Raw genomic sequence first — 14,432 nt, 5'->3', positions numbered from 1 at the left:
TGTTATTCCCAAGCAAAAGTTACTTGCCAGTAGGGTTACGAGTGTCCTGACCAGCGTTTAGGTTACGCATAAGCAGGCCGTAGTCTAGATCCATATCTGCTGGAACTGGAATAAATACAAAGTGGCCATTGCCTTTTGCGTCTTCAATAGATTCTGACTTGCGGTTTTCCATCGCTTCCAGTGTGAAAACAACGTTGCCTTTTGGCGTCATTAACTCAAGGCTGTCACCAACAAGGAATTTATTCTTCACTTCTACTTCAGCCATGTCGCCACGACGTTTGCCAGTGAACTCACCCACAAACTGCTGCGCGTCAGATACTGAGTAGCCGTAGTCGTAGTTTTGGTACGCATCGTGTGTGTGACGACGTAGGAAACCTTCGGTGTAACCTCGGTGAGCTAGGCTTTCCAGCGTGCCCATTAGGTTCTCATCAAATGGCTTACCAGCTACAGCATCATCGATCGCTTTACGGTAAACCTGAGCAGTACGTGCACAGTAGTAGAACGATTTAGTACGGCCTTCGATTTTCAGTGAGTGAACACCCATCTTAGTCAAACGCTCAACGTGTTGTACCGCACGAAGATCTTTTGAGTTCATGATGTAAGTGCCGTGCTCGTCTTCGTAAGCTGCCATTTTTTCTTCTGGGCGGTGAGCTTCAGAAAGTAGAACCACTTCATCCGTTGGCTTGCCGCGACCGATGGTTGTTTCAGGACGCTCGTCTTGAATTTCGACAGGCTGAGCTTCAGATGGGTCAAATTTCTCAACGATATCGCCTGCGTCGTTTTCTTTGCCTTCTTCAACCTTGTATTCCCAACGACATGCGTTAGTACAAGTACCTTGGTTCGGGTCACGTTTGTTGATGTAACCAGAAAGTAGGCAACGGCCAGAGTAAGCCATGCAAAGCGCACCGTGAACGAAGACTTCCAGCTCAGTTTCAGGGCAGTGCTCACGAATTTCTTCGATTTCTTCCAGAGAAAGCTCACGAGAAACAATTACACGCTCAACGCCGTTTGCAGCCCAGAATTTAACCGTTGCCCAGTTTACCGCGTTCGCCTGTACAGACAGGTGAATTGGCATGTCAGGGAAGGCTTCACGAACCATCATGATTAGACCTGGGTCAGACATGATAAGCGCGTCTGGGCCCATTTCTACAACAGGCTTAAGGTCGCGGATAAAGGTTTTTAGCTTCGAGTTGTGCGGCTGGATGTTACATACCACGTACAGTTTTTTACCTAGTGCGTGTGCTTCATCGATACCGATTTGTAGGTTTTCGTGGTTGAACTCGTTGTTACGTACGCGAAGGCTGTAACGAGGCTGGCCCGCGTATACCGCGTCTGCGCCATAGGCAAATGCGTAGCGCATATTTTTAAGGCTGCCAGCAGGTGACAGTAGCTCAGGTACGAATGCTTTCTCAGTAGTCATGTATAATTCTCTTAGTCTGATCTCAAGTCAGGGTTATTCCACCAAATGGAATAAGGGCGCAAATTTTACGTTAATTTGTAGGAGATGACTAGGAAAAGAAAAAGGCTAGCTATTTACCTTAGCTAGCCTTTCTAGGGAGGGGTTATTTACTCACACTACTAGGTCGCTGATACCATTGATACCTAGCGTCAGTTTTATCAAACAAATAGTGCTGTTTGCGCAGCATTTGCCCACCGTCTCGAGTGATCGGCTCCCAAGCTATATTGGCTCGAGAGGTGCTCGGCTTAATTGTCATAATATCCATTGGGATAGAGATATAGAAGCCTTTGTTGTAGCTACCTTCTCCGTATTCTTCAGCAGTAAGGTTTGTCAGCGTTGCATAAGCGCCAACAGTGATCCCCGATTTAAACTGTTTGGAAAAATCGACTCGTGCTCCACGATCGCCACCTAAGAATTTACCCGCATATACTTTAAGCAATGTGTTATCTAAAAATGCCCATTGTGGCATGTAATAGGCCGCAATATGGCCAGTTGTGCCTTGGCTAAGAACATACCCCTGGCACTCAGGTTTAGACTTATTACAAACAGCCTCATCATAGAAGAAGTAATCTTCGGTGAACACGCCAAACTGAGAATCTGGATCGCGTTGGCTTACTATGTTTGCATCTAGGCCAATCGCCCAGTTAGCATCTAATGGGCGGTATAGAATTTCGCCCCCAACACCAGCAAACATCATTTCTAAATAGCCAGCATAGAGTTGGGTGTAGATGTTGTCTGTAGGTCGCTCAAACCAAGTTAACTGAAGGTGATTTAATCTCACAGGGTTGTCGTGTACATAGGCACGGAACAGAGTTCTAACTCGAGGAGTAGCGTAATTACGAACATGTGGTGAGTTTTCCACGTAATTAAACTTATCGTAGTTATCGACCAAGTTGAAGTAGATAGAACCACTGAATTCGATATTATCTGTTAGCCAAAGATTTGAGCTTGCATTGATACCTAAACTATATAAATAGAAAGCTTCGGGGGCTCCGATACTTTGTTTTAATGCAGGGTCTATACTGTAGTCCCACCTTTTTTTGGTAGAGGCGAGCGCTTCACTGTCCGATGTTTCAGGATTGGTTTTATCAAAGGCATCAGAAATTTCAGCATCATAAGACATGTAGTTAGCGGCATTGACGTACTTCTCTCGGTCTATCTTTGTTTCAGTCAGTGCAATACCATCTTGTTCTTCTATTACTTTAAAAACACGAATGTGTTCACTAGTGTTGTTGTTTAAAATTGCAGCTGTTCGCTCTAGGGCTTTTTCTCTGTCACGATATTTAGTCTGTTCACCTGAGACCGTGACAACATCGCCTTCTTGTCTAATTTCGTTTGATTGATAACCAGCGTTAGACTCGATTTGTTTAGCAACCTGGTTCCAATCTGTATTTTGCGCAGAAGGTCGAACCTGGGCTTGAGGTTTTTCATCATCTCGCCAGGTGGCTTCCATTTCATTGAAGTTGGTGTAGATGTTGAATCCAAGTGTCAACGTATCTCCACGTTGATAGCTGATTTTTGCATCTGCCCAATCGCCCAATCTGTAATTGATGCCGAAGTTCCAAGGTGTGTGTTGAGCAAGCACTTTACCGTGGACTGTAGGTAAGTCTTGGCTGTAGTCATTCCCATCATACTCAACCTTTAGACGAAGTGGTTTGTAGGGTGTTTGGTACTCTATTCCCCCAAATAGTGCAGTTGGACCTTTAAACCAGCGGTCAAAATCGACACTACCGCCAGAGCCTTTGTAATCGTCTGGTCGCGTACAATACTTGTCACTAGCTTTACAAAATGGGTTAGTGACAGCACCACTCTGACCCAAATATCCCCAGCCTAGACCAAAGCTGAAATCTATTGGTCCAAAACGTTTCGTAGCAGCGATGAACTCACCATCGAATAGTCCGGTACCGCCAAAATCCCTTACACCTATAGAAGTTTCAGGTAACCAATAACTTTCTTCAATTAAACGAATTTTAAAGTCTACGCCTTTGTCGGTGTATAAATTATCGCCACTGTAACTAGGGTCGTTGCTAAAATATAAATCAGGTACACGTGTATAGCGGATGGTCGTTTCTAACCAGTCCATAAGCTGTAATGAGACCATATAGTGGTGATAATCATCATTTATGTTTACACCAATATTAAACTCGCCTTCACTAGCCATACGGCCTGTTGGAGTTTGTAGCAAACCTGTTCCGCCAAAATCAGACTGAGATGTTTTCCAAGTAGCGTCAGACTCTGCTAATGCAATGGAGCTTAAAAATAAGCTAGAAATAGAAATAGATAACAAAGAGAGGCGCATTACTATTATAGTCCTTTTCTCATGCTAATTAGTTTGACGATTTTATGCTCTAATTCTCGAATGTCTTTATCGTCGGAATCGAAACCGAAGAACACGACACTGCCAGGCGTTAATTGGGTCGGTTCTTTATTCCAATACGCATAACCGCTACGAATGAAGTGACCATCTGAGTAGATAATCCAGGCTTCACTTTTGTGTGCACTAGATAGTTTGTTTACTTGCGATAAGTATTCTGACGCTGAAGAAGCTTGGTTTAGCTTTATCTTTTGTGGGGAGAATACAAGACCTTCAACCGTAAACGCTTCTTCTCTACTGGGTAAAAGTAGTTCGAACTTCCCACTAAGTCTTGGGTTTTTCTCTAGGGCTAACCTTATCAAGTCGTAATCAAGAGATACTTGAACTCGGTACCCAACATCCCAGCGCTTAATTTGATTGATGACCAGTTCAATAGACGTACGTAGTTTTTTCTTCTTTTGTGAGAGGTCTGATAGCTCTTCCAAAACGGAAGTTTTTAGTTGATTCGCCTCATTTTCTTTGGTTATGTCAAAAAGTTGTTTGTTCAAAGGGAAAGACAGCAGGTCACTGCTTTTTGAATGTTGTATTGCATCAGAGAGAACTTGCTCTAACCTCACAGACTGAGGGTATTGAAGTGTAATACCGTCGCTTGGGATTTCGACAACTAACTCATTAGCATATGCAGATACGGAACTAACGGCGATCAAGGCTGATAAAAGAGAACGTAATTTCATTAAATTAGCTACCGTCTGTTAAGAAAGGTTTGAGGATTTCAAGTTCAATAAACAAAGTGTCGGGAATTACCCACTGAGCACTTTTTACAACATTGCCTTGCTCATCAACCCAAAATTCATTTTCCATTGATTGCGAAGTATTCGGAAAGGTAACGGTTTCCAATATGTGGTGAGTGTTTTTGTTCCAAAGTACAGTGTTAATTGAATTGTCACCTAAGTAACGCGAAGTTACATCTGCTTTCTTGCTATAGTGATAGCCGGGTTGCCAATCGTAGAGTGCTTGCCAGTTAGCATTTGATGTGGATGGGCCTGACAATTGGTGAGATGAAGATAAGTTTACCAAATTAGCCTCTGGCAGCAGAAGAGTTTTAACGACTCTACCGTTTTCAGTGGCGATCATTGCTTTATCGGCAGAGAGCCATTTAAGTTGAATATTACCAGTTTCAGGGTTTTCTTCCGCAAGAGCGAGGACCATGAATATCTGTTGACCATCGTTGATGCGAGCATAAAGGCTCGCATATGGAAGAGCGTCTATCTCTTTAGCTGATAACTTTACATCACTAAAGCCAAAAAGCGCTTCTTTTACAGTTGCGTTGGTATCAGAAAATTTTTGGCTGCAGCCAAACAGAGAGAATAGAGATAGTATGAATATTAATTTATGGAACTGAGACATCCGTGAATCCAAGAAGCATTATCGTGCAGAACGCTAAAGCAATTACAAAAAAAACACCCCTAGACTTAGCTAAGGGTATTTCTTATTAGAAAAAATAATGATTACTGAGTACCGTCTGTACCAGAAGTGCCATCATTATTATCTGAAGCAACAACAGCAATAGCGGTAACAGCGACAGCAGCACCTACAGCAATCGCGGTAGTGGTTGCAACACCAACAGCAGCGGCTGAAGCACCAGCGGCACCAGCAGCACCAGCTGTAGTACTTGCTGTCGCAGCACCTGTAGTAGAACCAGTTGTAGAAGCCGCAGTACCAGTTGTTTCACCTGCTGCGAAAGCAGTTGAGGAAGCACCTAGTGCAACTAACATTGCTAGAGCAATATGTTTCATTGTAGTTCCTTGTAAATTCAAAAATTATCATCGATGAATTGTGCCTAAGCACACGAACATTCTATGAGTAAAGTTACCTATTGTAAAAGAAAATGTATGGCGAGGGATATTAAAATGGTTTATCTATTAAGAATCCAATTGTATACTGAGCGCCGAAACTATGGCTTTCTTGTATCAAGTTAATCTGAGCTTGTAATAGTCATATAAATGTAACGTTAGATTAATCTTTGATGTCTTTATATCTTTAGGAGTGAATTCGTATGCTAAGAGCTTTAGTTTGTTGTGGGCTGGTTGTCAGCTTAACAGCGTGTAGTAGCTCTCCAAGGCACGTAGAAGCTCAAGTCCCTTTAGTAAAAGAACAGTTTGAATCAATAGGAAGCAAACTCTCTGCAAAATATCGTGCTCAGCTAGAAAATGCTCAACAACGTGTTTTATTTCATCAAGAATATCAAGTAGAACTCGGAGGTTTTTATATCTCTAGCTTGGGGCAAGATTGTCGGAATTTAATCATCCAGAATATAGATGGTGTAAAGTCTCAACGAGTTGCCTGTGCAGAGCCTAAACAGTATCCAGAACAAATTCGAACTTGGTACCTGATTCCTAACATTATCCAATCTGCCTCACCGATTCAGCTTTGAATTTAGTACTCCGTTATGACCCACAAAATATTATTTCTAGCTAGTAATTTACTGTTTTCGTTCCCAATACTTGCGAATTCATCTTTTTCAGAACCAAGCAGTGCATTTCCTACTGTTTTTGGTCAGTCATCGCCATCTCAAGACTTGGTAACGACAACTCCTCCAAATCAAGCACTACTAAACGGTACTTACAGCGCTGAAAATAGGAATAACTTATTGCTGCCGGGTGAAACTGATGTCAGGAATTTATTACCTTCTAGTGGAGAGGGGTATCCGCCACCTTATGGGGCCAACTTGTTTGCTGGGGGCTATGAGTCCGAACGAACGGATGGTTTAAATGAAAATTACCTAATAGCGGCGGGTGATAAAATTAACATTTGGCTATGGGGAGCCGTTAACTTTTCTAATGTCGTGACGGTAGATAATCAAGGCAATATCTTCATACCAGAGGTCGGACCAATTAAGGTTCAAGATTTACGCGCAAGTGACGTTAACGCATATGTTACAGCTCAAATTAAAAAAGTGTATACCAATAACGTCAATGTTTATGTCAACTTGCTAACGTCAACGCCTGTCAGCATATTTATTTCGGGTCCTGTTGTGCGCCCAGGTCAATATGCTGGAATGGCATCTGACAGTATACTCTATTTCCTTAAGCGTTCAGGCGGCATTGACCCTGAACGTGGTAGCTATAGGGAGATCGTTGTTTTACGTGATGGAAAAGAGATAGTAAATATCGATCTATACGAATTTATTCGTACGGGTCTTATACCCTCTGTGAGTTTTAAAGATGGGGATGTGATTCTCGTTAAACCTCAGAAGGCGGCAATAACTGTTGCGGGCGGGGTAAGAAACCCATTTAGGTTTGAATTAGAAAATGTTCACTCTAAGGGTTTTACCTTGACAGATTATTCACGTCCTTTAGCGAAAATAAGTCATGTAGGAGTGATTGGAAATCGCGACACAGGACCATTTTCCTTATATATGCCTTATCAAGACTTTTTAGACTTTGATCTAAAAGACGGCGATAAAGTCATGTTTAACGATGATTTACACGCTCAAGTGATCGATGTTCAAGTGAGTGGAAGTTATTTAGGACCATCCTATTTTGCGGTAAACAAACGCACACGATTGCATGAATTGCTGAGCTATATTCCCATCGAGCCTGAGCTTAGCAACAACAAAGCGATCTACATTCTGCGAGAAAGCGTTGCAGCCAAACAAAAAGAGATGCTCGAAGAATCACTAAATCGTTTAGAGCGAAGTGTGTTTACCGCCCCTGCTTCTTCAGATGGGGAGGCAGCTATCCGAGCCAAAGAAGCCGAAATGGTGATGCAATTCACTGAACGAGCTCGAAAGATAGAGCCTCTGGGGAAAGTGATTGTTTCTGATAATGACAACATCGCTAATATTTTGCTTGAACAAGGCGATAAAATTGTCATCCCATCCCATACGGATTTGGTTCAAATTGGTGGCGAAGTGTTGATGCCTCAAGCGGTTGTTTATAATGCTAATGCAAACGTAGATGACTACATAGCGTGGGCGGGTGGTTTTACTGACCGTGCTGAAGACACAAGAATTGCAATTGTTAGAGCAAATGGATTGGTAGAGTTTGACAGTAAAAAGCCAATTGAAAAGGGCGATCAAATTTTAGTACTACCAAAAGTAGACACTAAGACTATGCAAGCTGTAAAAGACATCACTCAGATTATTTATCAAATAGCAGTAGCGGCCAATGTGGCCATTAACTAGCCATTAAGAATGAGAGTACTAGGTGAGTATCACTAATGGCTAAAGTGGAAAAGCGCTCGACGTTAAAGGTATGGGGAGATGTTATCTTCGCTATCTTTTTACGTGAGATAAAAAGTAAATCGAACGATAAATTTGGTGTTGCGTGGAGTGTTATCTCGCCCGTTGCGTTTATCTTTATGCTGTCTTACATACGAGGGCGTATGGATGGTGGAGAAACGCACGGTATACCAACCTTTTACTTTATGGTAATTGGTATGGTTCTGGTGCAGTTTTTATTGGGGTGCGTTGGTACAGTCTCTGCTTCCATTAAAAAAAATAAACCGTTATATGCTTTTCGCCAAGTACAACCTATCAGTTCTATTATCGCTATTGCCGGATTTGAGTTTTTAATCAAATTGTTTGTAGTTGCAGTTATTGCTGTGCTCGCCTACTTTTTGCAAATAGAAGGGCAAATTCATGACCCGCTAAAGGTGATGATAATCCTTTTACAGGTTTGGCTTATTTCCAGTAGCGTAGGAGTGATATTTTCATTGGCCTCTTGCTATGTGCCGGAAATAGACAAACTGCGTGAGTTGGCTATGCGACCGCTATTTTTCATCTCTGGGATTTTTTTTAGTTTACAAGATATCCCTCGAGAATTTTGGCCTTATTTAACATGGAATCCATTGTTACATGCGGTCGAGCTGGCACGCTACGCCGCTTACCCACAATATGGTACTGAAGGCGTAAGTGATTTTTTTCTAACAATGTCCACTCTGGTGTCAATGTTTTTTGCACTAGCCTGCTATCACGTTGGATGGAAACAGGCGATCAGCCGTTGATATAAAAGAATATTAGAATGACAGAACAAAGTGTAGAACAGCGATTCCAGCAGCTAAAAAAACAGATCAAGCCTGAGCAGTTTGATAGTGTGGAATGGTTAATGGCCAAGGCCGAACAAATTGAAGCAGACGATGCCGCTTTAGCTAAGCGTATTCTTGTTCGAGTTGCGAACTTAAAAAAGCATCAAGCTAATAAAAAATCACAAATCGTAACTTCTGTTACATCGCCGGGGGTAGTTAAGCCTTCTGTTGCCCAACAGTCGGAATCAGCGGCTAAAAAGATTGAAGTGGTAGAGCAAGAAAAGCCTTTAACTCATTGGCCAAAGGTATTAAAGCATTCCTACTTTTTTTGGTTGGTAGTGATTCCAACTATAGCTTTTGCTGGGTATCAGTTACTTTGGGCGACAGAGCGGTATGAAAGTCAAGCGCAAGTGATTGTGCAACAGCCAGATGGTTTAGCAACGATGGACGCGTCGATGGCGATTCTTTCCGGGTTGGGTGTATCTAATACCGGGGTATCTGATACCGAGTTGGTGAAAGCGTATATTTTGTCTAACGATATGCTTACTTACTTAGATAAAACTTTAAATTTGCGCGCGCACTATAGCCAATCTGGTATCGATCTATTTAGTCGTACAGATGAGGATGACTCTTGGGAAGAGTTGCTTGAGTTTTATCAACAACACATCAACGTTTATATTGACTCTAAATCAAGTATTGTACATGTTTACAGCCAGGCGTTTGATGCGGAATTTGCGCACAAGTTAACGCAAACCATTGTCGATCGCGCAGAGTGGTACATTAACTCCATCGGTCATCAATTGGCAGAGGCTCAGTTAGCGTTTATTCGTCAAGAACATCAGAATATTGAGTCAAAATTAGAGCAAGCACAGGTTAAACTACTCAACTTTCAGCGACGTCATAACTTGCTTGATCCAACAGCAGAAGGTATGGCAGTACAACAAATTACGTATGGTCTTGAAGGGCAAATATCAGCTAAAGAAGCAGAGCTAAAAGGCTTAGCCGCTGTGATGAGCGCCAAAGCACCACAAGTCTTACATACCCAAAACCAGCTAAATGCATTAAAGTCGCAACTTGAAAAAGAGCGAGGGAAGCTTTCGGACGATAGCGCAAAAGTGATGCCGCTCAGTGAGATACTTGCGAATTACACAGATCTTAAAGTTAAAATGGAGCTGGCGCTTCAGGCATATACGTCTTCACAAATTTCTCTTGAGAAGTCACGAATCGAAGCTTACCGACAGTTGAAGTACTTAGTTGTTGTTGAATCAGCAACTCAACCAGAAGAAAGTAAATATCCTGATAGCAGTTACAACATCTCTTTATTTGCAGCATTGGCAGCGATGTTGTTTGTGATAATAAAAATTATCTTTTCAACAATAAGAGAACTTAAATAGCCCTCCATCCCAATTAGTCGAATAATACAAATAAGTTGGCAATATGAACATACCAATAAAATCTGAATATAATCCCTACAACCGCAAAGGCATTATTTTAGCGGGGGGCTCTGGCACGCGTTTGTATCCACTAACTCAAGTTGTTAGTAAACAGTTGATGCCTGTTTATGATAAACCGATGATTTACTACCCACTATCTAACCTAATCATGGCAGGTATTCGTGAAGTATGCATCATTACGACGCAAGAAGAGCAACATCGTTTCAAACGCTTATTATCGGACGGTTCTCAATGGGGAATTTCGATTGAGTATGTTGTTCAGCCTTCCCCTGATGGTTTAGCTCAGGCATTTATCTTAGCAGAAGAGTTTTTAGATGGTGCGCCAGCCGCTTTAGTTCTTGGTGATAACCTCTTCTATGGTCATGATTTGGCAAAATCATTTCAGAATGCGAATCAGCAAGCCTCTGGAGCGACGATATTTGGCTACCATGTGGCAAACCCTAAAGCTTATGGTGTCGTCGAATTTGATCAAGTTGGACAAGTGATATCCATAGAAGAAAAGCCGCTAAATCCTAAATCTAACTATGCGGTTCCAGGTGTGTATTTTTTTGATAATCGTGTCGTAGAGTTTGCAAAGCAGGTCAAGCCTTCTGAACGGGGTGAACTTGAGATCACGGATGTAATCGAGCAGTACCTGCAATCAGGAGATCTTCGAGTAGAGTTGATGGGCCGAGGAACAGCGTGGTTAGATACAGGCACCTTAGATGATCTGCTTGATGCGGCGATTTTTATTCGTGCGATAGAGCAAAGACAAGGTCTAAAAGTCAACAGCCCTACAGAAGTCGCATACAGAATGGGCTTTATTGATGAGGCCCAAGTTCTTGATACCGCGGAGCCACTTAAGAAATCAGGTTATGGCGAGTACCTACTAGGGCTACTAGAGCATAAAGTATTTTAATATTTGAATAAGGGTAGGGCCTAGAAGAGGGTAAGCAACTTCTAGCCAGCATAATTCTATGAAATTTATTACAACAAAAATTCCAGATGTGAAAATTATCGAACCGCAAGTGTTCGGTGATGAACGAGGCTTCTTTATGGAAACCTTCCGCACCTCTCTGTTTGATGAGGTATGTGGAGGGAGAAAGTTTGTACAAGAAAACCATAGCAAGTCCAATCATGGCATTTTACGTGGTTTACATTATCAAACCGAGCATACACAAGGGAAATTAGTACGTGTGGTCGCTGGCGAAGTGTTTGATGTTGCCGTCGACATGCGTAGTGATTCGGAGACCTTTGGTCAGTGGGTTGGGGTTGTTCTCTCAGCAGAAAATAAACGCCAGCTATGGGTGCCAGAAGGCTTTGCACATGGTTTTTACGTGATGTCAGACCAAGCTGAGTTTGTATACAAGTGCACGGATTATTATCACCCTAGCTCTGAAGTTTCGGTTAAATGGGACGACAAGGAACTGGCAATAGATTGGCCGTTAGTGAATGAACAGCCACCAAGCCTATCAGCTAAAGATGAAGCTGGGTTTAATTTTATTGACGCGCCTAAGTTCTAATCGTGCAAAAAGATACTCCGCCTATCTCCTTTGTAACCGTATCACATGGTCATGTTGACTATGTGATTGAGCTGATAGAGTCGATTATTCAATATTGGCATTCATCGTTTGAGTTGGTTTTGGTCGATAATCTTGGCAGCGATGCTTTTGATGATTTGGTGGTAGAGTTTAACCAAAAACTAAAATACTCGGATTCATCAATCTCGCTGCACAAGTTGGAGAGGCCTCGGTCGTTTAGTGTGGGCAACAACTACGCGATTAGGCATGCTCGGTTTGAGTATCTATTTATCATTAATCCCGACTGTAGATTTATTGATCAGTCGGTACATCAGTGGTTTCAGCAAGCAAGTAAAAACAGTGCGGGTAAGCTCTACTATCCACGCCTGCTCAATAGTGACGGTTCGATACAGCAAAACTTTAATGAATGGCCTAATTTACCTAATCAAGCGTTGCGTCTATTTAAAGCAAAGCTAGGGTTGCCAACAGGACAAAAGCAAAAACGCCGAGATTGGTATTTTGCTTCGTCCATCGTGACAACTAAGTTAACGTTTAAACGACTTAACGGTTTTGAAGAGCTGTTTCCTTTATATTGCGAAGATGTGGCCCTCTGTCATAAAGCCAAGTTGCTAAATATCGCCTGTGAATACGTGAGCAATGTGAAAATGGTGCATCATTTGGGTGGAGAAGCTAAGCATAAGTATTTACGTAAAGCGATTGCCTCAAATGCCATATGGCGTTATGTGCGTTTGCGTAACTATATCCAGATAAAAATATTGAAGAATCGTTATGGCGGCACCTAGCATTGATATTGTATTAGCTAGTTTTAACGGTGAGCGGTTTATTGAACAGCAAATAAATTCTATACAAAGTTCGCTTAACTATCAGACTTTAGTCAGACGTATACTCGTGGTGGATGATGGCTCTAGCGACAGCACACCGTCAATCGTTACTAAACTGATGCAAACAGACTCACGCATAGAATTGCATGGCAACCCTGGGCCGGCCCACGGTGCAATGGCAAATTTCGCTTTTGGTTTGAGCTTAACACGCGCCCCTTATGTGATGTTGTGTGACCAAGACGATGTATGGCATCCGAGTAAAATTGATAAATCCTATAAAGCCATTGTTGATAGCGACGTAAATAGGGTAGCTCTCCCGCGATTAGTCTTTACCGATAAAAGAATTGTCGATGAATCATTAAATGAGCTCTACCCAAGCTTCTTTGATTTTCGTAACATATCGAGGCAGTGGCATAGCTCTATAGAGCAGTTAATGCAGCAAAATGTCGCCTCCGGCTGTACGATGATGCTCAACCGTCCACTTATTGAATTAGCTATGCCGATTCCAAACAACGCCTTTATGCACGACTGGTGGTTGGTCTTGGTGGCCAAGCTGAAAGGTGAGGTCATATTTATAGATGAGCCACTAATGGATTACCGACAACATGGTAACAATACCATCGGTGCCCAAAATTATAGTTGGCGTTATCTTGCGACTCATATGACGCATCACCTAGACAAGTTTGCCTGCTATTTATGGAAATCGGCTGATCAAGCTGCGGAGCTTAATCAACGTTTCAGCAATAGCCAGATAGAGCAGAGTGCGTTTGCCAATTTACGTCGGTATGCGTACTTTCCAAGATTATGGCTTTTTGCCAAAGGGAAGCTGCGACAACACAGTTGGAAAGGGCAGGCTGCTTTGTTTGTAACTTTGCTCAGAAACAATAAACGAATATAAAAAAGAAATTAATCATGAAAGTACTGATCACGGGCCAAGGTGGCCAACTCGCATGGGAGCTAGAACAAAGCGCGCCTTGTGATGTAGAGTTTATCGCACTTAGCTCGCAATCTCTTGATATCACCCAAAAAACTCGAGTGTTTGATGCTGTTAACACTCACCAGCCCGATATTGTCATTAACGCCGCAGCCTATACTGCCGTTGATAAAGCAGAAACAGAGCCGGAAATCGCTTATGCAGTCAATGAACAGGGAAGTGAACATTTAGCCCTTGCCTGTAAAGAGCTGCAAATTCCACTTATTCATATCTCTACTGACTTTGTTTTTGATGGAGAGAAAACAACGCCTTATCAAATTGATGATATGCCAAACCCACTGAATGTTTATGGTGACTCTAAGCTAAAAGGAGACATCAAGGTTGGCAATGTTTTAGGCTCTGATGCAACGATTATTCGTACCGCTTGGGTTTATTCGGCTCACGGGAATAATTTTGTAAAAACCATGCTACGTTTGATGCAAGAGAAAGATAAGCTGGGTATTGTGTACGATCAAGTAGGTAGCCCTACCTGGGCTAAGGGCCTTGCAGAAGTCATCTGGCAGCTTGCCAAGCAGAAATGCTCTCAAAAACAGCTTAAAGATCAAAACAACACTAGCCCGCAAATTCTCCATTGGACAGATGCAGGGGTTGCCTCTTGGTACGATTTTGCTGTTGCTATTCAAGAACTCGCGCTTGAAAAAGGTCTGCTAAGCCAATCTATTCCGATAAGACCTATCCCTGCTAGTGCGTATCCAACGCCGGCCAAAAGGCCAAGCTTTAGCGTCATTGATAAGTTTGCAGCAGAGCAAGCTAGTGGCATTGAGGCTACACATTGGCGTAAACAGCTTTCACAAATGATGGACAGGCTCGTTTAAATTAATGAGTCGACATTAAACGCAATA

General features: G+C 42.4%; 14 protein-coding genes. 9 read left to right on the top strand and 5 right to left on the bottom strand.

The annotated features are described in order from the left end of the window. Positions 1 to 19: 19 nt before the first annotated feature. The 5 genes from trhP to NP165_RS10010 all read right to left on the bottom strand — a co-directional run bounded on the left by trhP (position 20) and on the right by NP165_RS10010 (position 5,569). Positions 20 to 1,420 carry a prephenate-dependent tRNA uridine(34) hydroxylase TrhP gene (gene trhP / locus NP165_RS10030; RefSeq protein WP_257083833.1) on the bottom strand — a complete coding sequence of 467 codons (1,401 nt, stop codon included), beginning with the start codon at positions 1,418 to 1,420 and terminating at the stop codon, positions 20 to 22. Positions 1,421 to 1,562: 142 nt separating this feature from the next. Continuing rightward, positions 1,563 to 3,758, bottom strand: a complete 2,196-nt coding sequence (locus NP165_RS10025; RefSeq protein WP_257083832.1) for a YjbH domain-containing protein — start codon at positions 3,756 to 3,758, stop codon at positions 1,563 to 1,565. A gap of 5 nt (positions 3,759 to 3,763) precedes the next feature. Further along, positions 3,764 to 4,507 carry a capsule biosynthesis GfcC family protein gene (locus NP165_RS10020; RefSeq protein WP_257083831.1) on the bottom strand — a complete coding sequence of 248 codons (744 nt, stop codon included), beginning with the start codon at positions 4,505 to 4,507 and terminating at the stop codon, positions 3,764 to 3,766. 4 nt (positions 4,508 to 4,511) lie between these two features. After that, positions 4,512 to 5,180, bottom strand: coding sequence for a YjbF family lipoprotein (locus NP165_RS10015; protein ID WP_257083830.1), 669 nt, complete (start codon positions 5,178 to 5,180; stop codon positions 4,512 to 4,514). Positions 5,181 to 5,281: 101 nt separating this feature from the next. Then, positions 5,282 to 5,569: a hypothetical protein gene (locus tag NP165_RS10010; protein ID WP_257083829.1), complete on the bottom strand. Its 288-nt coding sequence runs from the start codon at positions 5,567 to 5,569 to the stop codon at positions 5,282 to 5,284. 260 nt (positions 5,570 to 5,829) lie between these two features. Here NP165_RS10010 and NP165_RS10005 point away from each other — a divergent pair, with 260 nt between their 5' ends. Genes NP165_RS10005 through rfbD form a run of 9 tightly spaced genes read left to right on the top strand, consistent with a single transcriptional unit; the run spans position 5,830 to position 14,405 of the window. Then, positions 5,830 to 6,207 (top strand): hypothetical protein, encoded by a 378-nt coding sequence (locus tag NP165_RS10005; RefSeq protein ID WP_257083828.1) that lies wholly within the window; start codon positions 5,830 to 5,832, stop codon positions 6,205 to 6,207. 15 nt (positions 6,208 to 6,222) lie between these two features. Then, the gene (locus NP165_RS10000; RefSeq protein WP_257083827.1) at positions 6,223 to 7,959 is read left to right on the top strand and encodes a polysaccharide biosynthesis/export family protein; all 1,737 of its coding nucleotides are present in this window, start codon (positions 6,223 to 6,225) and stop codon (positions 7,957 to 7,959) included. A 35-nt stretch (positions 7,960 to 7,994) separates the two neighbouring features. Next, on the top strand, positions 7,995 to 8,780 hold the full coding sequence (locus tag NP165_RS09995) for an ABC transporter permease (RefSeq protein WP_257083826.1): 786 nt from the start codon (positions 7,995 to 7,997) through the stop codon (positions 8,778 to 8,780). A gap of 17 nt (positions 8,781 to 8,797) precedes the next feature. Then, on the top strand, positions 8,798 to 10,195 hold the full coding sequence (locus NP165_RS09990; protein WP_257083825.1) for a KpsE/RkpR family capsule polysaccharide export protein: 1,398 nt from the start codon (positions 8,798 to 8,800) through the stop codon (positions 10,193 to 10,195). A 43-nt stretch (positions 10,196 to 10,238) separates the two neighbouring features. After that, entirely contained in the window at positions 10,239 to 11,153 is a 915-nt protein-coding gene (gene rfbA / locus NP165_RS09985) for a glucose-1-phosphate thymidylyltransferase RfbA (RefSeq protein WP_257083824.1), read from the top strand. A 58-nt stretch (positions 11,154 to 11,211) separates the two neighbouring features. Further along, on the top strand, positions 11,212 to 11,757 hold the full coding sequence (gene rfbC, locus NP165_RS09980; RefSeq protein ID WP_257083823.1) for a dTDP-4-dehydrorhamnose 3,5-epimerase: 546 nt from the start codon (positions 11,212 to 11,214) through the stop codon (positions 11,755 to 11,757). Between the two features lie 2 nt (positions 11,758 to 11,759). Then, the gene (locus tag NP165_RS09975) at positions 11,760 to 12,557 is read left to right on the top strand and encodes a glycosyltransferase family 2 protein (protein ID WP_257083822.1); all 798 of its coding nucleotides are present in this window, start codon (positions 11,760 to 11,762) and stop codon (positions 12,555 to 12,557) included. Continuing rightward, entirely contained in the window at positions 12,544 to 13,494 is a 951-nt protein-coding gene (locus NP165_RS09970) for a glycosyltransferase family 2 protein (protein ID WP_257083821.1), read from the top strand. The genes NP165_RS09975 and NP165_RS09970 overlap by 14 nt, the downstream gene beginning before the upstream one ends. Before the next feature lie 14 nt (positions 13,495 to 13,508). Beyond that, complete coding sequence (rfbD, locus tag NP165_RS09965) at positions 13,509 to 14,405, top strand: dTDP-4-dehydrorhamnose reductase (RefSeq protein WP_257083819.1); 897 nt, start codon at positions 13,509 to 13,511, stop codon at positions 14,403 to 14,405. Positions 14,406 to 14,432: the final 27 nt, after the last annotated feature.

The sequence above is a fragment of the Vibrio japonicus genome, assembly GCF_024582835.1.
Taxonomy (GTDB): Bacteria; Pseudomonadota; Gammaproteobacteria; order Enterobacterales; family Vibrionaceae; genus Vibrio; species Vibrio japonicus.
This window is presented reverse-complemented; position numbering and strand designations above follow the sequence as displayed.

Excerpts from the sequence above, each read along its gene's own strand:
- NP165_RS10020 (WP_257083831.1), bottom strand. The coding sequence starts at position 4,507 with ATGAAATTACGTTCTCTTTTATCAGCCTTGATCGCCGTTAGTTCCGTA.
- NP165_RS09990 (WP_257083825.1), top strand. The coding sequence starts at position 8,798 with ATGACAGAACAAAGTGTAGAACAGCGATTCCAGCAGCTAAAAAAACAG.
- NP165_RS10015 (WP_257083830.1), bottom strand. The coding sequence starts at position 5,180 with ATGTCTCAGTTCCATAAATTAATATTCATACTATCTCTATTCTCTCTG.
- trhP (WP_257083833.1), bottom strand. The coding sequence starts at position 1,420 with ATGACTACTGAGAAAGCATTCGTACCTGAGCTACTGTCACCTGCTGGC.
- NP165_RS09995 (WP_257083826.1), top strand. The coding sequence starts at position 7,995 with ATGGCTAAAGTGGAAAAGCGCTCGACGTTAAAGGTATGGGGAGATGTT.
- NP165_RS10010 (WP_257083829.1), bottom strand. The coding sequence starts at position 5,569 with ATGAAACATATTGCTCTAGCAATGTTAGTTGCACTAGGTGCTTCCTCA.
- NP165_RS09970 (WP_257083821.1), top strand. The coding sequence starts at position 12,544 with ATGGCGGCACCTAGCATTGATATTGTATTAGCTAGTTTTAACGGTGAG.
- NP165_RS10025 (WP_257083832.1), bottom strand. The coding sequence starts at position 3,758 with ATGCGCCTCTCTTTGTTATCTATTTCTATTTCTAGCTTATTTTTAAGC.
- NP165_RS10005 (WP_257083828.1), top strand. The coding sequence starts at position 5,830 with ATGCTAAGAGCTTTAGTTTGTTGTGGGCTGGTTGTCAGCTTAACAGCG.
- rfbD (WP_257083819.1), top strand. The coding sequence starts at position 13,509 with ATGAAAGTACTGATCACGGGCCAAGGTGGCCAACTCGCATGGGAGCTA.
- rfbA (WP_257083824.1), top strand. The coding sequence starts at position 10,239 with ATGAACATACCAATAAAATCTGAATATAATCCCTACAACCGCAAAGGC.
- NP165_RS10000 (WP_257083827.1), top strand. The coding sequence starts at position 6,223 with ATGACCCACAAAATATTATTTCTAGCTAGTAATTTACTGTTTTCGTTC.
- rfbC (WP_257083823.1), top strand. The coding sequence starts at position 11,212 with ATGAAATTTATTACAACAAAAATTCCAGATGTGAAAATTATCGAACCG.